Source organism: Streptomyces sp. NK15101 (assembly GCF_020400725.1).
Lineage (GTDB): Bacteria > Actinomycetota > Actinomycetes > Streptomycetales > Streptomycetaceae > Streptomyces.
This window is the reverse complement of sequence record NZ_JAINVG010000011.1, coordinates 25,674-49,563: the sequence shown is the minus strand read 5'-3', so window position 1 is coordinate 49,563 and position 23,890 is coordinate 25,674. Positions and strand designations below refer to the sequence as shown.

Genomic DNA, 23,890 nt, shown 5'->3' with positions numbered 1-23,890 from the left:
TCCGTGAAACAGACCGTGAGGAACCTCTCGAAGTGGACATGTTGTGGAGCGGCTGGGGCGACCCGGCCAAGGCGGCGCCCCTGCCCGAATCGGTGACCGGCCTGTTGCGGGACCTGCTCGGCGTCACGCCGCGCGAGAGCGGCCCGTCCACCCTCGCCGCCATCGAAGTGCCCGCCCCGGCACTGACCGACGAGGCGAACAGCGCGCTGCGCGCCGCCGTCGCCGCACCCGACGGCCTGCGGGACGACGCCGAGAGCCGCATCCGGCACACCCGGGGCAAGTCGACCCCCGACCTCCTGCGCATCCGCGCCGGCGAGGTCGACGACATCCCGGCCGCCGTCGTGCTCCCCGCCGGTCACGACGAGGTCCTCGCCGTCCTGCGCGCCTGCGCGGACCACGGCCTGGCCGCCGTCCCGTTCGGCGGCGGCACCTCCGTCGTCGGCGGCCTCGCGCCCACCACGAAGCGGCCCTTCGTCGCCCTGGACCTCCGCCGGCTCGACCAGCTCCTCGCCGTCGACGAGGTGTCGCGCACCGCGACCCTGCAGCCCGGCCTGCGCGGCCCGCAGTGCGAGGCGCTGCTCAACGAACGGGGCTGGACGCTCGGCCACTTCCCGCAGTCCTTCGAATGGGCGTCCATCGGCGGCTTCGCCGCGGCTCGCTCCAGCGGCCAGGCCTCGGCCGGCTACGGCCGCTTCGACGAGATGGTCGTCGGCCTGAAGGTCGCCACCCCCGAGGGCACCCTGTGGAGCGGCCGCGCCCCGCGCTCCGCCGCGGGTCCCGACCTGCGCCAGCTGCTCCTCGGCTCCGAAGGCGCCCTCGGCGTGATCACGTCGGTGACCGTACGCATCCGCCCGCTGCCCCAGAAGCGGATCTACGAGGGCTGGCGCTTCGCCTCCTTCGAGGCCGGTACGGAGGCGCTGCGCCGGCTCGCCCAGGACGGCCCGCGGCCCACGGTGCTGCGGCTGTCGGACGAGTCCGAGACCTTCGTCGGACTGGCGCAGCCGGATGCCATCGGCAGCACGGAACTCCCGCAGAACCCCGGCTGCATGGCCGTCGTCGGCTTCGAGGGCACCGAGGCCGACACGGCAGCCCGCCGCGCCGCCGCGCGTGAGGTCCTCCTCGCCTGCGACGGCGAGTTCCTCGGCGAGGAGCCCGGCGACAAGTGGGAGCACGGCCGGTACGACGCCCCCTACCTGCGCGACGCGCTGCTCGACGCCGGCGCGTTCGCCGAGACGCTGGAGACGGCCGCCTTCTGGTCCGCGATCCCCGGCCTCCACACGGCGGTACGCGACGCGCTGACCCGCACCCTCACCGAGGCCGGCACCCCGCCGCTCGTCATGTGCCACATCTCGCACACCTACGAGAACGGCGCCTCGCTGTACTTCACCGTCGTCTCCGCGCAGGGCGAGGACGCCGTCGCGCACTGGGCGCCGGCGAAGCGGGCGGCGAACGACGCGATCCTGGCGGCGGGCGGCACCATCAGCCACCATCACGGCGTCGGCACCGACCACCGCGACTGGTACGCCCGCGAGATCGGCCCCCTCGGCATCCGTATGCTCCAGGCCGTCAAAGCCGAGATCGATCCGTCCGGCGTGCTCAGCCCCGGGGTCCTGATCCCCGTCCGCTGATCCCCGCCCGCCGAACCCCTTCCTCCCGAATTCCTTCTTCTGCCGCCCGGAGGCCAGATCCATGCGACAGTTCACCGCCGTCGTCAACCCCACCGCAGGGGGTTCCAGCGGCACGGCGAGCCTGCTCCCGCTGGCCCGGCTGCTGCGGGAGGCGGGCGCGCGGCTCGACACCGTCTACAGCCGCAGCCTGGAACACGCACAGGAACTCGCCCGGGACGCCGGAGCGAAGGGGCACGTCGTGCTGGCCGTCGGCGGTGACGGCATGGCCGGAACCGTCGGCGGCGCGCTCAGCGGCACGGACACGGTCTTCGGCCTGGTCCCCGCGGGCCGCGGCAACGACTTCGCGCGCGCTCTGGGGCTCCCCACCGACGCCCCGGGCCTCGCCGAGGTGCTGCTCGACGGCGAACCGAGGGCCGTCGACACCATCGAGGTGAAGTCCGCCGGGCACCCGGGAACCCACGTCCTCGGCAGCGTGTACGCGGGTGTCGACGCGGTGGCCAACCGCCACGCCAACGCCTCCCGCCTGCTGCGCGGCGCGGCCTCCTACTACGCCGGTGGCCTCCGGGCGGTCCTCGCCTGGAAGCCCGCCGCGTACCGCATCACGATCGACGGGATCCGGCACGAGCGCACCGGCTACACCGTGGTCGCGGCCAACTCCGGCTTCTACGGCTTCGGGAGGAACATCGCCCCGGGCGCTCGGGTCGACGACGGCCTCCTCGACGTCGTGGTGATCAAGGAGGCGCCCAAGCGCCTCTTCTTCGCCATGATGAACGAACTGAAGACGGGCGCGCACGTGAGCCGTCCTCAGATCGAGATCCTGCGCGGCGAGGAGGTCCGCATCGAAGCCGACCGGCCCCTCCCGTACGGGGCGGACGGCGAGGTCGACGCGACCCTGCCGGTGACCCTCAGGGTGAGGCCCGGGGCTCTCCGCGTACTGGCCTGACCACGGCTCGGCCCGATCCGACCCGCCACCTGTGTCCCCCCACGGCCGCCCCGAGGGGGCTCAGGGGGACGGAGGGTGCGTGGCCAGCCAGTGCCGGGCGATCTGCTCGCGCGTGGCGACCCACGCGCCGCCGCGCTGTGCGACGTACCGCAAGAAGCCGTCGAGAGCGCGAATGCGGCCGGGCCTGCCGATGATCCGGCAGTGCATGCCGACGCTCATCATGCGGGGAAGTCCGGCGCCTTCCGCGTGCAGGGTGTCGAACGCGTCGACGAGATACGCGAGCATGTCGTCCGCGGTCGTGAACCCGTGGACGATCAAGAACTTGAAGTCGTTCGCGTCGAGGGCGTACGGCACCACGAGGTGCGGGCGGCCGGCTTCCTCCACATAGAAAGGGAGATCGTCCGAATAGTCGTCGGAGTCGTAGAGGAAACCGCCTTCCTCCACGACGAGGCGCCGGGTGGCGGAGCTCGTCCGGCCGGTGTACCAGCCGACGGGCCGGCGTCCGACGAGCCGCTCGATCGTCGCGACCGTGCGTGCGACGTCGGCGCGCTCGACGTCCTCGGGCGCGTCGCGGTAGTCGATCCAGCGCCAGCCGTGGCCGGCCACTTCCCAGCCGGCGGCGCCCATCGCGCGTGCCGCGTCCGGATTGCGCTCCAGGGCCTGCCCCACGGCGTACACGGTGAGCGGTGCGCCGTGGGCGACGAGCGTGCGGTGAACGCGCCAGAACCCGGCCCGCGCCCCGTAGGCGAACATCGACTCCACGTTCAGATCGCGTCCGCCGACCACCGGCGGAGCGCCGACGACCTCGTGCAGAAACCCCTCCGAGGCCGGGTCGCCGTCGAGGACGTTGTGCTCGCCGCCCTCCTCGTAGTTGAGGACGAGGCTGACGGCCACACGGGCGCCACCCGGCCAGCCCGCACGTGGCGGCTCGGCGCCGTAGCCGACGAGGTCGCGCTGCTGCTCGGACACGGCGGCCCCCTACCGCCGGCCCGCATTGGCATGGCGGACGGAGCACTCCTCGTACCGGTCTTCGACCGCCTGCGCGATCAGCGGCCGGTCGAAGGTCTCGTAGCGGCTGGTCTCGGTCTCCGGGAGCAACACGCCGATGGTGAGGCCGTCTTCTCCACTGCCGCCGCTTCCCCCAGGGGTGTCGGTGGTGCCGCAGGCGGTGCTTGCCGGAACGGGAGCGGCGATCATGGGGGTGCCGACCGTCCATGGCTTCATACGGGACCTCCGCCGTCCGTCGGCACGTCCATCGCTTTGACCAAGAACGCCCTGGCTCGAACGTTTCACCCCATTTTATCCGGGTCGGCTTTTCTGTGAGCGCGACGACCCGCCGACGGGCGAGGAGGCGGCCACGGTCGACTTCCGCCCATGGGAACGGTGCGGGTGCAGGGCGGCGGCACGGCCTCCGGCCTGCACCCGCACCGGTCCTGGGAATGTCCGGGGCTCAGGCGCCGCCGGCGGTGACGAGGGCGGGGTCGCACGTCCGCAGCCCCGTGACGTAGTTGCCGTCCGTCCCGTAGCCGGCGAAGGTCGCCCAGCCGCCGGGCTCGATGACGCGGCACGGGGCCCACTGGCCGTTCGTGTACTCGACCGTGACGGAGACGGTGTGACCGCAGCCGTTGTGGACGTCGGTGTAGCGCCAGCTCTGGAAGTACTCCACGCACTCCGGAGCCGGTGATCCGGTGTCCGCCGCGGCGGACGGGGCGGTGGTCAGGGCCGTCAGGAGACCCGCCGTGGTCATGACGGCGACAGCGACGAGACGCGATGCGCGCTTCATGTGGTTTGCCATGTCCCGAATCCTCGGGACACAGGGACGCTCCCTGCAAGTTTCTGTAAGTATTTTCAGACAGTACTCCGCTGTTGGCATCAATGGACAGGTCAGCAGTCCTTTCGAGGATGGAAAGAAGTTGCACACCTCTCGCGTGTCATGGCCGTGACGAAAGCGGTTCCCGCCTGTCGCAGCCGGTTTCCACGGCATCGGTCACGGACCTGGTTCGCGGGTGGTCGCGGCGCTCACAGTGGCCGAGATTCGACGGATCCCCGCAACTCGTCAACCCCGGGCCTCACGCCTTCGCGCCCGCCCTGACCGGCCCCACCCCGCACGTCCGTCGAAAGTCGCAGTTCGAGTCGCCGTGTCCGGCGCTTCCTCTGTCCGTGAAGGACGCTTCGCCGCAAGGTGTTTCAAAGTCTTGCAGAAAGGAGGGTGCCGCCTCTTGACGGTGGCGTCGGAGCGGGACATCGTCATGGCCGGCCCTTCACAGGACGAATCAGTCGCTCGGCCGGCTTCGCCGATGGCCTGCTTCCGCCATGCCGGCGTGGCTCCGCGGTCGATCGGCCGCCGTACGACCCGTGGGTCGCCTCCTCCGTTCGCCCCTGTGAGCCGCAGCGTCCAGGAGACACCATGACCGTGCTCCCCCAGTCCGTGAGCCCTCCGCCCCGAACGGCGCAGGACCGCCGACCGCACGCCCTCAGCACCTCGGCACGGGCCCCGCGGCCACTGCTCCCCGTGTGGCTCGTCACCATGCCCACGGTCGCCGGGGACGGCACCTGCGGAAGGCAGTGGTTCGCGGTCCGCACCCGCACGGCGGCGCAGGCGATGGCGACCGCCACCGTGCGTGCGGGAAGCCCCCGAGCGGTCTTGCGCCGGCGAGGAGCCCGCATCCGCGTCGAACACGCTCACGCCGCCCTGTGCGATACGGCCGGGTCCCCATGGCTGTCGCCGTGACGGGCCCGAGAGGAGTCGGCGCATGGGCTCCTGGCGGTGGGGGCCGACCGAGGTGCGGTGCCGGCCGGGCCGGGCGGACGTGCCGCCCGGCCCGGCCGTGGATCAGGCGCAGGCGCTCCCGTTGAGCGTGAAGGCCGTGGGGGAGGGGTTCGAGCCCGTGTGGGTGCCCTGCACTCCGAAGCTCGCGGTCGCACCGGGGGCGATCGTCCTGTTCCAGTCGGCGTCGCGGGCGCTGACGGTGGTGCCGTTCTGGGTGACGGTGGCGTTCCAGGCGCTCGTGACGCGCTGGCCGCCCGGGTAGGCCCAGCCCAGCTGCCAGCCTTCCACGGCCGTCGGGCCGGTGTTCTTGACGGTGACGGTCGCGGTGAAGCCGGTGTTCCAGACGTTGCTCACCGTGTACGTCACCGCGCAGGCGGCGGTGGGCGGTTCGCCGCCGGTGGTGGTTCGCTCGGCGGCGTAGGTGGCGAGCCAGGCCAGCGGGGCGTTCCAGTTGACCGCCACCTCGTTGGTCGAGTACGAGCCGATGTCGTCGACGTAGCAGGCGGCGGGCGCGCAGCCGGTCAGCTTCTCCTGCGCGACCGGGTCCTGGAGCGCGCTGTTGGGACCGCCCGCGAGCGACCCGGCCGGCGGGCGGGGCAGGGAGGCGTCCAGCTGGTGGGCCCAGGACCGGTGGTGCTGGTTCTGCGAGGACGTCTCGCCGTGGCCGGTCACGTACGACACGCCGAGGGCGTTGCGGCCGAGCAGGTAGTCCATGGTCTCCAGCGCGCCGGCGCGGTAGCGCCCGTCGCCCGTCAGCTCGCCTGCGACGGCCATGACGATCGCGTCGTTGGCGACTTCGCCGTTCGAGCCCCAGAAGTATCCGTCCGCCGGGACGGGCACGGCGTAGCCCTGGGCGGCCATCCTGGACAGGTGGACGTCGGCGGCTGCCGTCACCGAGGCCCTGATCCGGGCCAGGTCGGACGCGGGCAGGCCGTTGGGGACGGTGGCCAGGACGAGCCGGCCGAGCGCGGCCGTGTCCGCCCAGCCGAAGCCGTACGGGCTGAACGCGTCCGCGGAGGTGTGCCAAGACGAGGAGGTGACCGCGTCCCGGTAGGCGCTCTCGCCGGTCGCCGCGTACAGCTCGGCGGCCGCCCAGTAGAACTCGTCGGTGACCCGCGTGTCGTCGTAGGCTCCGCCGCCCGTGCCGTCCGAGGCCGGCGCGTACAGGGCGGGGTCGGCCTGCGCCGCGGTCCAGGCCCGGCGGGCGGCCGACAGGCACCGGTCGGCGTAGGCGGAGTCGTACGGGCGGAAGACCCGGGCGCACTGCGCGGCGGCCGCCGCGAGGTTGAGGGTCGCCGCAGTGGACGGCCGGTGCAGCTCGCGGGGCTGCGCGTCCTGGTCGGGGCGCAGCGGCATGCCGGTCCAGGCCGCGTCGTGGACCTTGTGGAAGGCCATGCCCGCGTACGGCTTGCCCTCGGGCACCTGCATGCGCATCAGGAAGTCGAGCTCCCACCGCGCCTCGTCGAGGACGTCGGGCACTCCGTTGCCGCGTTCGGGGATGCGCAGGGTCGAGTCGCCCAGCGCGGCGTCCCTGCCGGCCCGCTTGGCCCGCTCGAAGGAGTTGACGACCAGCCAGGTGGAGATGCCGCCGTTGACCACGTACTTGCCGTGGTCGCCCGCGTCGTACCAGCCGCCCCTGACGTCCCGCGCGTAGTCGCACACGGTGGCCTGGCACGGGACGGACGTGTCGCCCCGGTTGGGCGCGACGCCGAGGTGCCCGGCCGGGCGCGCGTAGGCGGAACCCACCAGGGAGGCGTCGATCGCGATGCCGCTGCGCTGGTGGTGGAAGAACGCCATCGAGTCGGAACGCAAGGTGTCGTAGAGATCCGCGCGGATGTCGAAGGGCGCGCTGCTGTTGCCGTCCACGGACAGGACGTATCCCGAGCCCGTGCTCCGGTACGAGGAGAAGTCGGCCACCTGGACGGACTGCCCGGAGGGGGCGTCCGCGCCGCGCGGGACGGTCGATCCGGAGGCGACCAGGGCGCCGGACGCGTTCCGCAGCTGCCAGGGGAGCGCCTGCGTCGCCGTGGTGACGACGGTGGCGCGCTTGGGCCCGTCGGGCAGGTAGCCGACCTGGTTGACGCGTACGCCCGTGGTCGCCGCCGTGGCGGCGGGGGCGTCCGCGACGGCCGGCGCGGTCGCGAGACCGCCCAGGAGGAGGGCGCCCGTCAGCAGGGCGGTGGAGAGGCGTAACGAGCGAGAGGGTGGCATGTGCGGCTCCTGTGTGTCGTCGGGGGAATCGGCGGGGCGAGTCGGTCTGCGCGAGCGGGCCCGTCTGCCGGGAAGGCGGAGACGGTCGCCCGGGAAGCCGGAGGTGGTCGCCTCCGGCCGGCCGGGACGCCGCTGGACGACCGTGCCTGCATGAGGTGAGCATGCCAATCGGCCTCACTTCGCCTCCCTGGCTGTGGGAGCGCTCCCAAGCCGTGACGTGTCGAACGCCGATCAGAAGGGGGGGGATCTGAGCGCAGATTAGTGAGGCCCGCCCATGCCGTCAACGGAATCGACGCGATGGCGCGAAGCCGGCCGTCGGGCCGGTCCACGGGACGTGACGCCCGTGCGGGTAGCGTTCGGCGCAATGGTGCAGGCGGTCGACCGCCGCGACGGAAGGACCCGATTCTGAACCCCCAGCTCGCGGAGACCCTGTCCGCGGCCCTGCTCGTCCTCGTACTGGCCTGTGCGGTCATCCGCCCCTTCGGCTGGCCGGAGGCGGTCGTGGCCGTCCCGGCCGCGGCCCTGGTGATCGTCACCGGGGCCGTCTCCCTCGACGACGCCCTGGCCGAGGCGGAACGGCTCGGGCCGGTGATCGGCTTCCTGGCGGCCGTGCTGGTGCTGGCCCAGCTCTGTGACGACGAAGGGCTGTTCCAGGCCTGCGGAGCGTGGATGGCGCGTACGGCGGCGGGCCGGCCGCGTCGGCTGCTCGCCCAGGTGTTCCTGGCGGCATCGGCGATCACCGCCGTGCTCAGTCTGGACGCCACGGTCGTGCTCCTGACCCCGGTGGTGTTCGCCACCGCGGCCCGCATCGGCGCCCGTCCGAAGCCACACGTGTACGCCTGCACCCACCTGTCGAACACGGCCTCCCTGCTGCTGCCCGTCTCCAACCTCACCAACCTCCTGGCCTTCGCGGCCAGCGGGCTCAGCTTCACCCGGTTCGCCGCCCTGATGGCCTTGCCGTGGGCAGCCGCGATCGCCGTCGAGTACCTGGTCTTCCGGCGCTTCTTCGCCACCGACCTGGACGCGGGAGCGCAGGCCCCCGCCGTCGTCGAACCGCCGCCGCTGCCGCTGTTCGCCCTGGTGACCGTCGGATGCACGCTCGCGGGCTTCGTGCTGACCTCGGTGGTCGGCGTCGATCCGGCGTGGGCCGCCCTGGCAGGGGCACTCGCCCTGGCCGTACGGGCCCTCGTCCGCCGCCGCACCACCCCCCGTGCGCTGGTCCGCGCCGCCTCGGTGCCCTTCCTCGCCTTCGTCCTGGCCCTCGGCATCGTGGTCCTGGCGGTGGTGGACAACGGTCTCGACGATGCCCTGGGACACCTGATCCCCGACGGCACCGGCTTGCCGGAACTCCTCGCCCTCGCCGGACTGGCCGCCGTCCTCGCGAACGTCATCAACAACCTGCCCGCGGTCCTGGTGCTCCTGCCGCTGACCGCCCCGTCGGGGCCCGGCGCCGTCCTCGCCGTCCTGCTCGGGGTGAACATCGGCCCCAACCTCACCTACGCCGGTTCACTGGCCACCCTGCTGTGGCGGCGCATCGTCCACGCCCACGACGGCGAGGTGGAACTGAAGGAGTTCACCCGGCTCGGCGTGTACGCCGTACCCACGAGCCTGGTCGCCGCCGTACTGGCACTGTGGTTCTCGCTGACCGTCATCGGAGGAGGCTGACCCATGGCCGTGGTCGTCTGGATCGTCGAGGGCACGTGGCGCGCCTGCGTGGACGCCGCCCGCGCCCACACCCCGGCGGACGCCGACGTCGTCCTCCTGCACGTCACCCCCGCCGACGTCCCGGGCGCCGCGCACGGCGCCTTCGCCGGACTCCTCGGCCGCGGCCACCCCGCGGGGCACCGCCCGGCCGAAGGCTGGGGGAGGGACCCCGGCACGCGACTGGAACACCTCGCCGCCGCCTCCGCGCGGCAGCTGCTCCAGGACGCGGCCGACCGCCTGGACCGCCCCTGCACGCGGACCGAACGCACCGGCCGCGTCGAGCGAGAGGTCGTCGCCGCGGCCGAGGACAGCGACCTGCTGATCCTGGCCCGGGACGGAGACCGCACCCACCTCGGACCGCACAGCCTCGGCCCCGCCGCACGCTTCGTCGTCGACCACGCCCCCTGCCCGGTGCTGCTCGTGTGGCCCGAGCCGCCGCCGGGGCTGCCCACCCTGCCGCCCCCTCCTCCGCGCCACACCGCCTGACGGGCGGCGGACCCCCGCCGGCCACCGGCGGAGGCCGGTCACGCGGCCTGCTCCCGCGCGAGCCCGGCCACGGGCGAGAGGCCTCCCGTGGCCGACGCGGACGGGGGACGAGCGGAGCTCGCCGGTTGAAGGTCAGCCGCGGTTGAAGGTCAGCCGCGGTGCCGCGTTGCGGGCCAGCGTGTGGGCCTGGTCGGGCCACCAGGCGCCGGCGGGCGGGTCGACGATGCCGTACTCGGGGTCGATCGTGCCGCCGGTGTTGCGCGTGCAGCTGCCGTCGGACTCGCCGGGGACCTTGATCCACAGGTAGGCGTCGACGAGCGGTACACCGGTGTCGGCGGTCGGGCGCGGGCCGAGGCCGCGGCCGGGCGCGTTGCACCAGATCTCCGGGTCGCCGGTGTACTTGCCGGGCTCCGGGGTCCAGGCGCCCAGGCCGTTGCGGCTGGTGTCGATGACGAAGTGGTGCAGGGCGTCGTTCGGCAAAGTGCCCACGCTCCGGTCGAACCAGGCGTCGGTCCAGCGCCAGGTGGCGGGGTCGGCGGAGTCGACCGCGTTGCCGGGGACGCCGTCGTTGGGCGCGGCGGGCGAGTAGTACTGGGTGGCGCACCAGTCGGTGTGGCCGCGGGCGTACTCGGGCCCTTCGGTGGCGAACCACATGCACTTGGCTATCCAGGTGCCGTAGCGCGCGTTGTGGTCGGTGGGGTGGGTGTTGGACACGTTGAGGGCGAAGCCGTCGCTGTCCTGGACGCCGGCGTCGAGCAGTCGCCGCGCCATGTCGCCCACAGGCCGCCACAGGACGTTGCCCGCGTCGAGGTAGACCGCGGTGCGGGCCTTGGACTTGATGGTCCTGACCGCGTACGCCAGGTCGGCGACGCGGGCCGCCGTGAGTTCGCCGCTCGGGTCCGCGCCCGGCCCGCAGTCGCCGGGGAGGAGGGCGAGCCCGTCGGGCTCGACCACGACGACGGCCTCGCTGTCGCCGATGCCGGCGGCGAAGGCGTCGATCCACTGCCGGTAGGCGGCGGAGGAGGCGGCGCCGCCGCTGGAGTACTGGGTGCAGTCCCGGCCCGGCACGTTGTAGGCGACCAGGACGGGGGTCCGGTTCACCGTCCTGGCTTCGCGGACGAGGCTCCGCACCTTGGACCGGACTTCGATGGGCGTGCCCTCGGTGAACCACTCGGCCTGCGGCCAGCTCGCGAGCTCGGCCATGTTCGCGGCGTTCGTGAAGTCGCCGTTCCTGAGGTCGGTGAGTGCCTGCTCGGCGGCCTTGCCGTGCGGGTCCACGTAGAACTTCGTTGCGGGGGTGAGCGTGTCCCCGGCGGGTGCGGCCTGCGCCTGCCCCTGCGTCGCGGTGAGGGCGGCGCAGGCCGCGAGCGCCGCGAGGGCGGCGGTCGCACGGCGCCGTAGGGTGCGCGGATTCATGGAGGCTCCTGGTCGAAGGGGCGGAGGTGAGGAGGGGGTGGTGCCCGTGGCCCGGTCGCGGGAGGCGGACGCCGGGCCACGGGACTCCGAGGTCAGTAGCCGTAGATCATCTTGTAGGCGACCTCGGGGAGGAACTGTCCGGCCGTGGAACCGGTTCCGACGCCGCAGTTGCCGTCGGACTCGCCCGGGGCCTTGATCCACAGCAGCATCTCGGCGCCGCCGCCCAGCTGGGTGGGCGTGCCGATGCGGCGGCCGGCCGCGTTGCACCACTCGCCGTTGGAGCCGTTGCCGTTGCGGCTGGTGTCGACGACGAACGGCTTGGTGTAGCCGTAGCGGGCGGCCAGTTCGCTGTTGACGGCGTTGCCGTAGGCGGTGTTCTGGGCGGTGGTGTAGTGGTTCGACACGTTGAGGGAGAAGCCGTGGGCCTGGCGCAGGCCGGCTTCGTGGAGGCGCTGGGCCATCGTCCCGGCGCTCACCCAGCCGGGGTTGCCGGCGTCGAGGTAGACCCAGGTGTTCGGCGCCTGGCGGCCGAACTCGGCGAGGGCGCCGCTGAGCATGCCCTGGCGTTCGCGGATCTGGGTCTGGTTCAGGCAGCCGTAGTCCGCGAGGGAGTCGGGTTCCAGGACGACGACGGCCGGGCGGTTGGCGATCCCGCCGGCGAACTGCGCGATCCAGGTCGCGTAGGCGGACGGCGACGAGGCTCCGCCTCCGGAGTGCCCCCCGCACGAGTCACGGAGGTAGATGTTGTACGCGACCAGGACGGGCAGCTTGTCCGAGCGGTCCGCCGCCCCGACGTACGCGCCGGTCGCGGTGCCGATGGTGCCGCTCCAGGAACCGAACCAGCGGGCCATGGGGGTGTTGGCGAGGGACGCGCCGATGGCGGGCGCCCGGCCGTCACCGGGGTTGGCGGCGACCCACTGCTTCGCGCTCGAATTCGGGTCCACGTAGAACCCGCTGGTCATGGTGGTCGGATCGGCCGCGTGGGCGGAGGGCGCGACGGCGAGCGCCAGCGGGAGCGCGAGGAAGGCTGCCGCGAGGGCGCGGATTCGGCGGCGCATGACGGTACCTCGATTCCTGACGGGGGACGCGCCGCACGCTCTCGTCCCGAGCGGGCGGCGCACTGAGGAAGTGCGGTGGTACGTCACACCTGGGAGTGGAAGCGCTCCCACTGGAAGCGATCCCAGTGCACGCTTCGGCTGCCCTGAGGTGTGGCCGGTATCGTGTGACGCCCCGTTCGGCCTGTCAAGTGGGCCTGTTCGAGCAGCACTTCACATGACGGCGAGAAGGCTTTACAGTCCTGGAACTGGAAGCGCTTCCAACCTTCCAGGCGTTCAGGTCGCGACAGGGAGGCGGATCATGGCCGAAGGTGCGCCGCGACGGCAGTCGACACTCGACGAGGTGGCCGAACTGGCCGGTGTCTCACGGTCGGTCGCCTCGCGTGTGCTCAACAACGCCCCGCACGTCAGCAGCGCCAAGCGGGAGGCGGTCGAACGGGCCGTCCACCAGCTCGGTTACGTTCCCAATCCGACCGCCCGCGCGCTGGCGACCCGCCAGACCGGTGCGGCCGCCCTGGTCGTCTCGGGGGAGGACCCGTCGATCTTCGCGGACCCGTTCTTCGCCCAGGTGATCGTGGGCGCCTCGGCCGCGCTGGAGGACGCCGACCTGCACCTGATGCTGTGTCTGGCCGCCTCCGACCGCGGACGCCGGCGCGTGGAGCAGCTCCTCCGGTCCAAGGGGGCCGACGGGGTGATGCTGATGGCGCTGCGCGAGGACGATCCGCTGGCCCGCATGGCGGAGAAGGCGGAGATGCCCGTCGTGTTCGGGGGGCGCCCGGTCGGGCTGGATCCCCGGTGGTACGTGGACGTCGACAACCTCGGAGGGGCGCGCGCGGCGACCGAGCACCTGATCTCGCTCGGCCGGACCCGGGTCGCCACGATCTGCGGGCGGCTGGACACCGAGGCGGGGCGCGCCCGTCACCGCGGCTACCGGGACGCCATGCTGGCGGCGGGCCTCGAACCGTACCCGCCGGAAGCCGGTGACTTCACCGAGTCGAGCGGAGCGGTCGCCATGGCCGCGCTGCTGGCGCGGCATCCGGACCTGGACGGGGTGTTCGCCGCCAGCGACAACATGGGGGCGGGGGCCTTGCGCACGCTGCGCGAGGCCGGCCGCCGCGTCCCCGCCGACGTCGCCGTGATCGGCTTCGACGACCTGGCCGTGGCCCGGATCGCCGATCCGCCGCTGACCACGGTGCACCAGCCCATAGAGGGTCTCGGCCGGGAGATGGCGCGCATGGTCGTCGCGCTCATCAACGGGCAGGACCCCACTCCGCTGATCCTCCCCACGCGTCTGGTCACCCGCGCCAGCGCCTGACGGGTCGCTCTCGCCGCCCACCCCGCGGCGAGATTTCGCCACCCCATTTTTGGGAGCGCTCTCATAGGTTCCCCGCGCCGAACGCCGAACGCCGAACGCCGAACGCCGACCGCCGAACGCCGACCGCCGACGAGGCGAGGCTCCGCCTGGCGTGTCCCCAACCCCTTTGGCGCATCGAGGAGACGCCATGTCCCGCTCGTCCGTGCCGCATGCCCGCATCCGCTCCGCCGCACTCACCTCCGCGGCGGCGACGCTCGCGCTCGCCCTCACCGGCCGCTCGTCGCCCGGTGACGGCTCCGCCCCGCCGACGGGGAGATCGCCCTCACCTTCGGGACCTTCGGGACCTTCGGGACCTTCGGGTACAAGGGGGCCGGCCTGTACGACGCGTACATGAAGCAGAACCCCGGGATCACCGTCAAGGAGAACCCGACGACCGTCGAGGGCAACTACTGGACCGCCCTGCAGACCCGACTGTCCGGCGGCCTCGACGAGGTCCAGGCCCTGGAAGTGGTTCGCATCTCCCTGGCCACCTCCGGGGAGCTCTCCGACGCCTTCGCCGACCTGTCCCACGCCCCCGGCGTCGACAAGAAGGCGTACCTGCCCTGGAAGTGAGACCAGGTCATTACTGCCGACGGCAGGACGATCGGCCTGGGCGCCGACGTCGGCCCGATGGCCGTCTGCTACCGCCAGGACCTGTTCGAGGCCGCGGGCCTGCCCTCCGGCCCCGAGGCAGCGGGGCGGCCCAGGTAGACGGCGCGGTCGCTGCCGCAGATCCCGACGGCGTGGACCTGGACCTGGGTCTCGCCGGGCCCCGGATGCCGGGGCGTGTCCTCCACGAGGCGGGACATCCCGGGAGCGTCGAGGACGACGGCCTGTCCCCGAGGGCTCACAGGAAGCCGCCAGGGGTGCTGGACCGGGCGGAGCGCATGGGACGACTCCCGATGTTCGAGATCTCGGGCGATGTTCGAAATCGTGTCGCGACGATACGAAGTGCGCCGAGGGGGTGTCAACGGCCCCCGCCCGCAGGGTTTTCGCCGCCGCCCCGCAGGGTTTTCGGCAGTCCACGGCGGTCCTCCGGCAGCCCTCCCGGGATGCGTGTAGGCGCGACGCGCGCCGGCGTCCCCTCCGGCTCGCATGCGCGGAATGGGGAGCATGAGTGTTAACGCTCACAACTTTCAGGTCGATGTTCCACGTCAGGACGCCTCGGGCCCGGAGGCGGCGGAGCGGCGCCTCGATCCGGCAGAGTTCGTAAAGGCTGTTCGGAGAGGCGAGGAGCTCTTGGCGACCGCGTGCTCCTCCTGGCCTCCAGGGGCCTCTCCTGCTCCGTCGCCGGCTCCCTCCCGCGCATCAAGAACGGGTAACGGCCGTACGAGCCCTTGAGTTACAACTCTGTTAGCGCTCACAATGTGTCGCGTTCGCCAGCTCGCCGATCGTCGGGGCCGACGCTTCGTCCTGCCTCGCCCGGCTCAACCACCCCTGCGCAACCACGCCTTCACGGGCCCGTCTCCTTCAGGGCTCCGCCTGGTACGACGCACGTCCCGAGAGGAATCACGACATGGCCCACAGAACCCTCCGCATCATCGCCGCCGCCGCCCTGGCCGGCGGTGTGCTGACCGCCTGCACCACCGAGCCCGCGACCACCGGCACCGCCGGCGGCACCGGCAAGGGCTCCTCCGACGGCAAGCTGGTGCTCGGGTTCGCCCAGGTCGGAGCCGAGAGCGGCTGGCGCACCGCCAACACCAAGTCCGTCCGTGACGCGGCCGAGAAGGCGGGCATCACGCTGAAGTTCTCCGACGCGCAGCAGAAGCAGGAGAACCAGATCAAGGCGATCCGCACCTTCATCCAGCAGAAGGTCGACGTCATCGCCTTCTCGCCGGTGGTGGAGTCCGGCTGGGACACCGTCCTGAAGGAGGCCAAGAACGCCGGCATCCCCGTGATCCTCACCGACCGCGCCGTCGACTCGAAGGACACCTCCCTCTACCGCACCTTCCTCGGCTCCGACTTCGTCAAGGAGGGGAACGAAGCCGGCAAGTGGCTCGTGAAGGAGTACGAGGGATCCTCCGAGACGGTCAACGTCGTCGAGCTCCAGGGCACCACCGGCTCCGCCCCCGCCAACGACCGCAAGGCCGGCTTCGCCGACGCCATCAAGGGCGACCCCAAGTTCAAGGTGATCGCCTCCCAGACCGGCGACTTCACCCGGGCCAAGGGCAAGGAGGTCATGCAGGCCTTCCTCAAGTCCCACGAGGACATCGACGTCCTGTACGCCCACAACGACGACATGGCCCTGGGCGCCATCCAGGCCATCGAGGAGGCCGGCAAGAAGCCGGGCACCGACATCAAGGTGATCTCCGTCGACGGCATCAAGGACGCCTTCGTCGCCATGAAGGACAAGAAGATCAACGTGGTCGTCGAGTGCAACCCGCTCCTCGGCGACCAGCTCATGGAGCTCGCCAAGAAGGTCGCCGCCGGTGAGGACGTCCCGCGCCGGGTCGAGACCAAGGAGGGCGTCTTCACGCAGGACCAGGCCGAAGCCGCCCTGCCCGGCCGTCAGTACTGACCCACCGCCCGCACGCACCGGGGGCGGCCCTCGCGCCGCCCCCGGACCCCTCAGGAGAGGAGGGCGGATGGCAGCCCCACCCACCCCCCGCACACCCACCCCCACCGGCCGGCCCGTCCTGGAGGCCCGCGGCATCCGCAAGGCCTTCCCCGGCGTCATCGCCCTCGACGGCGTGGACCTGCGCCTCTTCCCCGGCGAGGTCCACGCGCTGATGGGCGAGAACGGCGCCGGCAAGTCCACCCTCATCAAGGTGCTCACCGGAGTCCACGCGCCCGACGCGGGAACCGTCACCGTCGACGGAGACCACCGGCTGTTCACCGAACCCCTGGAAGCCCAGCACGCCGGAATCAGCACGGTCTACCAGGAGGTGAACCTCTGCCCCAACCTCTCCGTCGCCGAGAACATCCTCATCGGCCGTGAGCCCCGGCGCCTGGGACTCGTCCACTGGTCGGCCCTCCACCGGCGCGCCGAGCGGCTCATCACCGAGCTGGAGCTCGACCTCGACGTCCGCGCGCCGCTGAGCGCGCACTCCATCGCCGTCCAGCAACTCGTCGCCATCGTGCGCGCCGTGGACATCAAGGCGAAGGTCCTCGTCCTCGACGAGCCCACCTCCAGCCTCGACCGGGACGAAGTCGCCCAACTGTTCACACTGGTGCGCCGGCTCCGCGACCGGGGCGTCGCGATCCTCTTCGTGACCCACTTCCTCGACCAGGTCTTCGACCTGTGCGACCGGGTCACCGTCCTGCGCAACGGCCGCCTCGAAGGCGAGTACCGGATCGACGAACTGACGCCCGTCACCCTCGTCCACCGCATGGTCGGCGGCGAACTGCGCAGCCTCGACGAACTCGCCGAGACCTCCCAGACCGGCGCCGACACCACCGCCGGCCCCGGGGACGTCCCCTTCCTGAGCGCCCGCGGACTCGCCAGGACCGGGTCCATCCAGCCGTACGACCTCGACATCCACCGAGGCGAGGTCATCGGCCTGGCAGGGCTCCTCGGATCCGGACGTACGGAGGCGGCCCGGCTGCTCTTCGGCGCCGACCACGCCGACGAAGGCGAGCTGCGGATCGACGGCGAACCCGCCGCCCTGCGCTCCCCACGCGCCGCCATCGCCCGCAAGATCGCCTTCTGCTCGGAGAACCGCAAGGCGGAGGGCCTGATCGGCGAACTCACCGTCCGCGAGAACATCGTGCTCGCCCTGCAGGCCGCCCGCGGCTGGACCAGACCCCTCTCCCGCGCCCGGCAGGACGAGATCGCCGCCCGGTGGATCGAGGTCCTCGACATCCGCCCGGCCGCCCCCGAGGCGCAGGTGCGCAACCTCAGCGGCGGCAACCAGCAGAAGGTGCTGCTCGCCCGCTGGCTGCTCACCGATCCCGAGCTGCTGATCCTGGACGAGCCCACCCGGGGCATCGACATCGGCGCCAAGACGGAGATCCAGCGGCTCGTCGGCCGCCTGGCCTCGGAGGGCACGGCGGTGCTCTTCATCTCCGCCGAACTCGAGGAAGTCCTGCGCCTCAGCCACCGGGTCGGCGTCCTGCGCGACCACCGGCTCGTCGCCACCCTCCCCAACGACACGACCCTGACGCCCGACCGCATCCTGGGCACCATCGCCACCGGAGCCACCTCATGACCCCACCCGACGACACCGGCGCCGGTACGCGCCCGGCCCAGGTGCCCGGCGGTGCCCGGCGGTTCACCGGGCACCCCCTGTTCTGGCCCGCCGCCGTCCTCGCGGCCCTGCTCCTCGGAAACGTCGCGCTCACCCACGACTTCCTCGCCGTCCGCGTCCAGAACGGTCACCTGTACGGCAGTCTCATCGACATCCTCCAGTTCGGCGCCCCGCTGATCCTCGTCTCGCTCGGCATGACGCTGGTCATCGCGACCAGGGGCATCGACCTCTCGGTCGGCTCGACGGTCGCCATCTCCGGCGCCCTGGCGTGCGAGCACATCGCCACGGCGAAGGACCCCGGAAGCCTGCCCACCGTCCTCACGGCGATCGCGACGGCGCTCGGCGTGGCCACCGCTATCGGACTCCTCAACGGCCTCCTCGTCGCCCGGCTCGGCGTCCAGCCCATCGTCGCCACGCTGGTCCTCATGGTCGCCGGGCGCGGCGTGGCCCAGCTCATCACCGACGGTCAGATCATCAGCGTCTCCAGCAGCGCCTACAAGATGATCGGCGGCGGTTACTGGCTCACGCTCCCCTTCGCCGTCCTGCTGGCCGCCGCCCTCGTCGCCGTGACCTCCCTCGTCACCCGGCGGACCGCGCTCGGCATGCTCATCGAATCAGTGGGCGGCAACCCGGTGGCCAGCCGCCTCGTCGGCATCCGGGCGTCCGGACTGCTCGTCACCGTCTACGTCGTCAGCGCCGTGTGCGCCGCCGTGGCCGGCCTGATGATCAGCTCCAACGTCTCCAGCGCCGACGGCAACAACGCGGGCCTGTGGATCGAACTGGACGCGATCCTCGCCGTGGTCATCGGCGGCACCGCCCTCACGGGCGGCCGCTTCTCCCTCGGCGGCACCGTCCTCGGCGCACTCGTCATCCAGACCCTCTCGACCACGATCTACACCCTCGGCGTACCGCCCGAGACCACCCTCGTGTTCAAGGCCCTGGTCGTCATCGTCGTATGTCTCGTCCAGTCGCCCGCTTTCCGCGCGCGACTCTCGCGCAGTCGCCGCCCGGCCGCACCGGACCCGGCCCCCGCCGCCGGCGACGTCGCGGGCCGCCGGCAGGAGGTCCACCCGTGAGCACCACCCTCAGCTCCCTCACCAAGCCGCTCCACCGGTTCTCGGTACGGCACGCCACCCGCCTGCCCCTCATCGTGACGGCCACCCTGCTGGTCGCGATGTTCTCGGTCGGTTCCCTGAACTACGAAGGCTTCTTCTCCGCGCAGGTCCTGCTCAACGTCCTCATCGACAACGGCTTCCTGCTCGTCGTGGCCATCGGCATGACGTTCGTCATCCTCACCGGCGGGATCGACCTGTCCGTCGGCTCCATGGTGGCCCTGTCGACCATGCTGACGGCCTGGCTCGTCGAACAGAACGGCCTGCCGCTCGCCCTCGCGATACCCGTGGTCCTGCTCGTGGGGGCCGGCGGAGGCGCGCTGATGGGCTGGGTGATCCACGCCTTCGAGATCCAGCCCTTCATCGTCACCCTCGCGGGCATGTTCCTCGCCCGCGGCCTCTGCTACATGATCAGCACCGAGTCCATCTCGATCACCGACCCGACGACCACGCGGATCGCCCAGACCCGGGTGCTCCTGCCCGGCGGCCTGTTCGTCTCGCCCGCCGTGGTCATCGCCCTGGTGGTGCTCGCGCTCGCCTTCGTCGTCCTGCACCACACCCGCTTCGGCCGCAGCGTCTACGCCCTCGGCGGCAACGAGACCTCGGCGCGCCTCATGGGCCTGCCCGTGGGACGCACCAAGGTCGCGGTGTACGCCGTGAGCGGTCTGTGCTCCGCCCTCGGTGGCCTGCTGCTGACGTTCTACATGCTGTCCGGCTACGCCCTGCACGCCGTCGGCATGGAACTCGACGCGATCGCGGCCGCCGTCATCGGGGGGACGCTGCTGACCGGGGGCTCCGGCTTCGTCCTGGGCACCGCGCTGGGCGTGACGGTCCTCGGCCTGATCCAGACCGTCATCAGCTTCCAGGGCACACTCAGCTCGTGGTGGACGCGCATCGTCATCGGCGGTCTGCTGTTCGTCTTCATCCTCCTCCAGCGCCTCTTCGGCGGAGCCCGTACGGCGGAATGACCGGCCCCGGCCACTCGGCTACCGCGCCCGGAACGGGGGCAGGGACTCCCTGCCCCCGTTCCGGGCACCACCCACCCCGGACAAGGAACCCCATGAACCCGTACCCACCCACCCCCACCGGAGTACCACCGGTCTGCCAGCCCTGTGAGGACGGAGGAGAACGCTGGACCTTCGGCTTTCCCGGCGGAATCACCGCCGAGGTGCACACCCTCGGTGCCCGCCTCCACGGACTGTGGGTGCCGGACCGGTTCGGCACCCTGGCCGACGTCGTCCTCGCCCCCCGCGACCCGGCCCTGACGGCCACCTCCGCCCGGTACTTCGGCGCCACCGTCGGCCGCTACGCCAACCGGATCGCACACGGCCGGTTCTCCCTGGACGGGAAGCCGTACCAGCTGACCACACAGGAGGACGGCCACTCCCTGCACGGCGGAACCGACGGCTTCGACACCCGGATCTGGGAAGCCGAGAGCGTGCACACCGCGGAGTGGACCGGAGTCCTCCTGCACCTCCGCAGCCCCGACGGCGACCAGGGTTTCCCGGGGAACCTGGACGTCACCGTCAGCTGTCTCGTCGGCCGCGACAACGAACTCTCCTTCTCCTACGCGGCGGTCACCGACGCCCCCACCCTGGTCAACCTGACCAACCACGCCTACTTCAACCTGGAGGGCGAGGGCGCCGGGGACGTCCTCGACCACGAACTGACCGTCGACGCCACCCACTACACACCGGTCGACGGGGATCTCATCCCCGTCGGCGACCACCGCCCCGTCGCCGGCACCGCGTTCGACCTCCGCCGACCGCTCGGGATCGCCCGGGCCCTGGCACGCCCCGGCGCGGACGGCGGGTACGATCACAACTTCGTCCTGAGCCCGCACGACGGCGCGACACCGCGCCGGGCCGCCCTCCTCCACGCGCCGGCCACCGGCCGCTGCATGGAGGTGCTGACCACGGAACCCGGACTCCAGATCTACACCGCGGGGCAGTTCGACGGAACGGTCCTCGGCAAGAGCGGTACGCCCTACCGGTCCGGCGCCGGCATCGCGCTGGAGACCCAGCACTTCCCCGACTCCCCGAACCGCCCCGGTGACCCCTCCCCGGTGCTGCGCCCCGGCGACGAGTACCGGTCGAGCACGGTGCTGCGGTTCAGCACCCGCTACTGACTCCGTACGGACATGCCGACACGGCTGTGCCCGCCGGTCGGGGAACCGGCGGGCACAGCCGTGTCCGGAGCGGCGTCAGGCGCCCGCCCTGCGCTTGTTCCACACGTCGAAGCCGACCGCGGCGAGGAGCACGAGGCCCTTGATGACCTGCTGCCAGTCGGTGCCCACTCCGACGAGGTTCATGCCGTTGTTGAGCACGCCGAGGACCAGGCCGCCGATGATGGCTCCCAGGACGGTCCCGACGCCACCGCTCATCGACGCGCCGCCGATGAACGCGGCGGCGATCGCCTCCAGTTCGAAGTTCACGCCGGCCTTCGGCGAGGCCGCGTTGAAGCGCGCCGCGAAGACGAGTCCGGCGAGCGCCGCGAGCATGCCCATGTTCAGGAAGACCGCGAAGGTCACCTTCCTGTCCTTGACCCCGGAGAGCTTCGCGGCGGGCAGGTTGCCCCCGATCGCGTACACGTGGCGGCCGATCACCGCGTTGCGCATCACGTATCCGAAGGCCACGAGCAGCGCGGCCAGGATCAGGAGGACGACCGGGGCGCCCTTGTAGCTGGCGAGCAGCAGGGTGGTGACCAGGACCGCCGCGACCAGCGCCGTCGTCTTGAGCGCGAACAGACCGGTGGGGAGCGTCTCCAGGGCGAACTCCCGCTGCCGGCGACGGTCCCGGAGCTCCTGGACGACCACGTAGGCGACGAGACCCAGGCCGAGGAGCAGGGTCAGGTTGTGGTAGTTGGTCCGCGGCCCCACCTCGGGCAGGAAGCCGTTGGCGACCTTCTGCAGTCCGTCCGGGAACGGGCCGAGGGTCTGCCCCTTGAGGAAGATCTCGGTGAGCCCGCGGAACAGCAGCATGCCGGCGAGCGTCACGATGAACGACGGTATGCCGACGTACGCGATGAAGAAGCCCTGGAGAGCGCCGGCGACGGCTCCGAGCAGCAGGGTGAGGAGCACCGCCACGGGCCAGGACACATGGTGCTCGACCATGAGCACGGCTCCGATGCCGCCGACCAGTGCCATGAGGGAGCCCACCGACAGGTCGATGTGCCCGGAGATGATGACGATCATCATCCCGATGGCCAGGATGAGGATGTAGCTGTTCTGCAGCACCAGGTTGGAGACGTTGCGCGGCAGCAGGAGGTCGCCGCCCGTCCAGATCTGGAAGAGGAGCACGATCAGGCCGAGTGCGAAGAGCATCCCGTACTGGCGCATGTTCCGCCGGACACCGTCCAGGAGCACCCGGCCCACCGGTGTTCCGGTGGACGGGGTCCCGCCGCTCCGGGCGGGGGGGACGGTCGTTTTCGTGCTGGCGTCGGTGCTCATGCCTGGTGTCCTTCGTCGGATGTGCCGGTGTCCTGCGTCATGTGCCGCATCAGGACTTCCTGGGTGGCGTCCGCGCGGCCGACCTCGCCGGTCAGCCGTCCGGCGGCCATGGTGTAGACGCGGTCGCACATGCCGAGCAGTTCGGGCAGTTCGGAGGAGATGAAGAGAATCGCCTTGCCCTCGGCGGCGAGCCGGTCGATCACGGTGTAGATCTCGTACTTGGCCCCCACGTCGACCCCGCGGGTGGGCTCGTCGAGGACGAGGACGTCCGGTCCGGCGAGGATCCACTTGCTGAGGACGACCTTCTGCTGGTTGCCGCCGGAAAGTCGGCCGACCGGTTCGAGGACGTTCGGAGCCTTGATGTTCATGGTCCGCCGGAACCGTTCGGCCACCCCGCGCTCCTCGTGCCCGTCGACGATTCCGCGGCGGGCGAGGGCGCCGAGGGACGCGAGCGAGATGTTCCGGCTCACGGAGTCCGCGAGGTCGAGACCGTAGTGCTTGCGGTCCTCGGTGACGTACGCGATGCCGTGGGCCACCGCCTCGGGGACGGTGTGCGTCCGCACCTCCCGGCCGTCCCTGAGCACCGTGCCGCGCTCGTAGCGGCCGTAGGAGCGCCCGAAGACGCTCATGGCGAGTTCGGTCCGGCCGGCCCCCATGAGTCCCGCGACCCCGACGATCTCGCCGCGGCGGACCTGGAGCGAGACCCCGTCGACCACCTTGCGGCCCCGGTCGAGCGGGTGGCGCACGGTCCAGTCCCGGATCTCCAGGGCGGGCGCGGCGTCGGCCGCGCCCTCGTACGGGGTGCGGTCGGGGAAGCGGCTGTCGAGGTCCCGTCCCACCATGCCGCGGATGATGCGTTCCTCCGTGGTGGCCGGATCCCTGACGTCGAGTGTCTCGATGGTCCGCCCGTCGCGCAGGATCGTGACGGAGTCGGCGATCCGGGCGATCTCGTTCAGCTTGTGCGAGATGATGATCGAGGTGATGCCCTGGTCCTTCAGCTCGCTCATGAGGCGCAGCAGCTTCGCGCTGTCCTCGTCGTTGAGCGCCGCGGTGGGCTCGTCGAGGATCAGCAGCCGGACGTCCTTCGCCAGCGCCTTGGCGATCTCCACGAGCTGCTGCTTGCCGACGCCGATGTCGGCGACCCGGGTCTCGGGGTGTTCGTCGAGACCGACCCGCCTGAGCAGGGCGGACGCGCGGCGCAGCGCCTCGTGCCAGTCGATGATCCCGCGCCGGGACGGTTCGTTGCCCAGGAAGATGTTCTCGGCGATCGACAGGTAGGGGACGAGTGCGAGCTCCTGGTGGATGATGACGATGCCGCGGCGCTCGCTGGCCCGGATGTCCTTGAAGCGGCACGGCTCGCCGTCGAAGAGGATCTCGCCCTCGTAGCTGCCGTGCGGGTGGACGCCGGAGAGGACCTTCATGAGGGTCGACTTGCCGGCACCGTTCTCCCCGCACAGGGCGTGCACCTCGCCGCGTGCCACGGACAGGTTGACATCGGAGAGCGCCTTGACTCCGGGGAAGGTCTTGACGATGGAACGCATCTCGAGGACGGGTCCCGCCGGGGTGGGGGCGGGGG

General features: G+C 71.8%; 20 protein-coding genes. 11 read left to right on the top strand and 9 right to left on the bottom strand.

Annotated features, from left to right (window positions below):
- Nucleotides 1-32: 32 nt before the first annotated feature.
- Nucleotides 33-1,628: an FAD-binding oxidoreductase gene (locus K7G60_RS08715; RefSeq protein ID WP_225800221.1), complete on the top strand. Its 1,596-nt coding sequence runs from the start codon at nucleotides 33-35 to the stop codon at nucleotides 1,626-1,628.
- 61 nt (nucleotides 1,629-1,689) lie between these two features.
- A complete protein-coding gene (locus tag K7G60_RS08710) occupies nucleotides 1,690-2,571 on the top strand; it encodes a diacylglycerol kinase family protein (protein ID WP_225800220.1) in 882 nt (293 codons plus the stop codon).
- A 60-nt stretch (nucleotides 2,572-2,631) separates the two neighbouring features.
- On the opposite strand, the gene puuE is transcribed toward K7G60_RS08710, so the two are convergent.
- The 4 genes from puuE to K7G60_RS08690 form a co-directional block, all read right to left on the bottom strand.
- On the bottom strand, nucleotides 2,632-3,540 hold the full coding sequence (gene puuE, locus K7G60_RS08705; protein ID WP_225800219.1) for an allantoinase PuuE: 909 nt from the start codon (nucleotides 3,538-3,540) through the stop codon (nucleotides 2,632-2,634).
- 9 nt (nucleotides 3,541-3,549) lie between these two features.
- Entirely contained in the window at nucleotides 3,550-3,795 is a 246-nt protein-coding gene (locus K7G60_RS08700; RefSeq protein ID WP_225800218.1) for a hypothetical protein, read from the bottom strand.
- 226 nt (nucleotides 3,796-4,021) lie between these two features.
- Complete coding sequence (locus tag K7G60_RS08695) at nucleotides 4,022-4,366, bottom strand: alpha-amylase (protein ID WP_225800217.1); 345 nt, start codon at nucleotides 4,364-4,366, stop codon at nucleotides 4,022-4,024.
- Between the two features lie 1,038 nt (nucleotides 4,367-5,404).
- Entirely contained in the window at nucleotides 5,405-7,552 is a 2,148-nt protein-coding gene (locus K7G60_RS08690; RefSeq protein ID WP_225800216.1) for a glycoside hydrolase family 9 protein, read from the bottom strand.
- A gap of 405 nt (nucleotides 7,553-7,957) precedes the next feature.
- Between K7G60_RS08690 and K7G60_RS08685 the strand changes: the two genes are divergently transcribed.
- A complete protein-coding gene (locus K7G60_RS08685) occupies nucleotides 7,958-9,217 on the top strand; it encodes an SLC13 family permease (protein WP_225800315.1) in 1,260 nt (419 codons plus the stop codon).
- 3 nt (nucleotides 9,218-9,220) lie between these two features.
- Nucleotides 9,221-9,742: a universal stress protein gene (locus K7G60_RS08680; RefSeq protein WP_225800215.1), complete on the top strand. Its 522-nt coding sequence runs from the start codon at nucleotides 9,221-9,223 to the stop codon at nucleotides 9,740-9,742.
- 132 nt (nucleotides 9,743-9,874) lie between these two features.
- On the opposite strand, the gene K7G60_RS08675 is transcribed toward K7G60_RS08680, so the two are convergent.
- Together K7G60_RS08675 and K7G60_RS08670 are read right to left on the bottom strand one after the other, a co-directional pair.
- The gene (locus K7G60_RS08675; protein WP_225800214.1) at nucleotides 9,875-11,158 is read right to left on the bottom strand and encodes a glycoside hydrolase family 6 protein; all 1,284 of its coding nucleotides are present in this window, start codon (nucleotides 11,156-11,158) and stop codon (nucleotides 9,875-9,877) included.
- Nucleotides 11,159-11,250: 92 nt separating this feature from the next.
- A complete protein-coding gene (locus K7G60_RS08670) occupies nucleotides 11,251-12,216 on the bottom strand; it encodes a glycoside hydrolase family 6 protein (RefSeq protein WP_225800213.1) in 966 nt (321 codons plus the stop codon).
- A 298-nt stretch (nucleotides 12,217-12,514) separates the two neighbouring features.
- Between K7G60_RS08670 and K7G60_RS08665 the strand changes: the two genes are divergently transcribed.
- Together K7G60_RS08665 and K7G60_RS08660 are read left to right on the top strand one after the other, a co-directional pair.
- Nucleotides 12,515-13,528 (top strand): LacI family DNA-binding transcriptional regulator, encoded by a 1,014-nt coding sequence (locus K7G60_RS08665; protein ID WP_225800212.1) that lies wholly within the window; start codon nucleotides 12,515-12,517, stop codon nucleotides 13,526-13,528.
- Nucleotides 13,529-13,918: 390 nt separating this feature from the next.
- Nucleotides 13,919-14,140: a hypothetical protein gene (locus tag K7G60_RS08660; RefSeq protein ID WP_225800211.1), complete on the top strand. Its 222-nt coding sequence runs from the start codon at nucleotides 13,919-13,921 to the stop codon at nucleotides 14,138-14,140.
- A 68-nt stretch (nucleotides 14,141-14,208) separates the two neighbouring features.
- On the opposite strand, the gene K7G60_RS39370 is transcribed toward K7G60_RS08660, so the two are convergent.
- Nucleotides 14,209-14,376 (bottom strand): hypothetical protein, encoded by a 168-nt coding sequence (locus tag K7G60_RS39370; RefSeq protein WP_374115608.1) that lies wholly within the window; start codon nucleotides 14,374-14,376, stop codon nucleotides 14,209-14,211.
- Nucleotides 14,377-15,083: 707 nt separating this feature from the next.
- On the opposite strand from K7G60_RS39370, the gene K7G60_RS08650 reads away from it, so the two are divergent.
- The 5 genes from K7G60_RS08650 to K7G60_RS08630 all read left to right on the top strand — a co-directional run bounded on the left by K7G60_RS08650 (nucleotide 15,084) and on the right by K7G60_RS08630 (nucleotide 20,994).
- Complete coding sequence (locus tag K7G60_RS08650; protein WP_225800210.1) at nucleotides 15,084-16,085, top strand: ABC transporter substrate-binding protein; 1,002 nt, start codon at nucleotides 15,084-15,086, stop codon at nucleotides 16,083-16,085.
- A gap of 67 nt (nucleotides 16,086-16,152) precedes the next feature.
- Complete coding sequence (locus K7G60_RS08645) at nucleotides 16,153-17,715, top strand: sugar ABC transporter ATP-binding protein (RefSeq protein WP_225800209.1); 1,563 nt, start codon at nucleotides 16,153-16,155, stop codon at nucleotides 17,713-17,715.
- The gene (locus tag K7G60_RS08640) at nucleotides 17,712-18,830 is read left to right on the top strand and encodes an ABC transporter permease (RefSeq protein ID WP_225800208.1); all 1,119 of its coding nucleotides are present in this window, start codon (nucleotides 17,712-17,714) and stop codon (nucleotides 18,828-18,830) included. Before K7G60_RS08645 ends, K7G60_RS08640 begins: the two co-directional genes overlap by 4 nt.
- Nucleotides 18,827-19,834: a galactofuranose ABC transporter, permease protein YjfF gene (gene yjfF / locus K7G60_RS08635; RefSeq protein ID WP_225800207.1), complete on the top strand. Its 1,008-nt coding sequence runs from the start codon at nucleotides 18,827-18,829 to the stop codon at nucleotides 19,832-19,834. Before K7G60_RS08640 ends, yjfF begins: the two co-directional genes overlap by 4 nt.
- 92 nt (nucleotides 19,835-19,926) lie before the next feature.
- The gene (locus tag K7G60_RS08630) at nucleotides 19,927-20,994 is read left to right on the top strand and encodes an aldose epimerase family protein (RefSeq protein WP_225800206.1); all 1,068 of its coding nucleotides are present in this window, start codon (nucleotides 19,927-19,929) and stop codon (nucleotides 20,992-20,994) included.
- 75 nt (nucleotides 20,995-21,069) lie between these two features.
- Here K7G60_RS08630 and mmsB read toward each other — a convergent pair whose 3' ends face one another.
- Nucleotides 21,070-22,314, bottom strand: coding sequence for a multiple monosaccharide ABC transporter permease (gene mmsB / locus K7G60_RS08625; RefSeq protein ID WP_225800205.1), 1,245 nt, complete (start codon nucleotides 22,312-22,314; stop codon nucleotides 21,070-21,072).
- Nucleotides 22,311-23,855 carry a multiple monosaccharide ABC transporter ATP-binding protein gene (gene mmsA, locus K7G60_RS08620; protein ID WP_225800204.1) on the bottom strand — a complete coding sequence of 515 codons (1,545 nt, stop codon included), beginning with the start codon at nucleotides 23,853-23,855 and terminating at the stop codon, nucleotides 22,311-22,313. Before mmsA ends, mmsB begins: the two co-directional genes overlap by 4 nt.
- Nucleotides 23,856-23,890 lie beyond the last annotated feature (35 nt).

Bases quoted from the DNA above. Each gene is read 5' to 3' on its own strand.
- K7G60_RS08710 (WP_225800220.1), top strand. From the start codon at position 1,690: ATGCGACAGTTCACCGCCGTCGTCAACCCCACCGCAGGGGGTTCCAGC.
- K7G60_RS08700 (WP_225800218.1), bottom strand. From the start codon at position 3,795: ATGAAGCCATGGACGGTCGGCACCCCCATGATCGCCGCTCCCGTTCCG.
- K7G60_RS08695 (WP_225800217.1), bottom strand. From the start codon at position 4,366: ATGGCAAACCACATGAAGCGCGCATCGCGTCTCGTCGCTGTCGCCGTC.
- K7G60_RS08690 (WP_225800216.1), bottom strand. From the start codon at position 7,552: ATGCCACCCTCTCGCTCGTTACGCCTCTCCACCGCCCTGCTGACGGGC.
- K7G60_RS08680 (WP_225800215.1), top strand. From the start codon at position 9,221: ATGGCCGTGGTCGTCTGGATCGTCGAGGGCACGTGGCGCGCCTGCGTG.
- K7G60_RS08675 (WP_225800214.1), bottom strand. From the start codon at position 11,158: ATGAATCCGCGCACCCTACGGCGCCGTGCGACCGCCGCCCTCGCGGCG.
- K7G60_RS08670 (WP_225800213.1), bottom strand. From the start codon at position 12,216: ATGCGCCGCCGAATCCGCGCCCTCGCGGCAGCCTTCCTCGCGCTCCCG.
- K7G60_RS08665 (WP_225800212.1), top strand. From the start codon at position 12,515: ATGGCCGAAGGTGCGCCGCGACGGCAGTCGACACTCGACGAGGTGGCC.
- K7G60_RS08660 (WP_225800211.1), top strand. From the start codon at position 13,919: ATGAAGCAGAACCCCGGGATCACCGTCAAGGAGAACCCGACGACCGTC.
- K7G60_RS39370 (WP_374115608.1), bottom strand. From the start codon at position 14,376: ATGTCCCGCCTCGTGGAGGACACGCCCCGGCATCCGGGGCCCGGCGAG.
- K7G60_RS08650 (WP_225800210.1), top strand. From the start codon at position 15,084: ATGGCCCACAGAACCCTCCGCATCATCGCCGCCGCCGCCCTGGCCGGC.
- K7G60_RS08645 (WP_225800209.1), top strand. From the start codon at position 16,153: ATGGCAGCCCCACCCACCCCCCGCACACCCACCCCCACCGGCCGGCCC.
- K7G60_RS08640 (WP_225800208.1), top strand. From the start codon at position 17,712: ATGACCCCACCCGACGACACCGGCGCCGGTACGCGCCCGGCCCAGGTG.
- K7G60_RS08630 (WP_225800206.1), top strand. From the start codon at position 19,927: ATGAACCCGTACCCACCCACCCCCACCGGAGTACCACCGGTCTGCCAG.
- mmsB (WP_225800205.1), bottom strand. From the start codon at position 22,314: ATGAGCACCGACGCCAGCACGAAAACGACCGTCCCCCCCGCCCGGAGC.
- mmsA (WP_225800204.1), bottom strand. From the start codon at position 23,855: ATGCGTTCCATCGTCAAGACCTTCCCCGGAGTCAAGGCGCTCTCCGAT.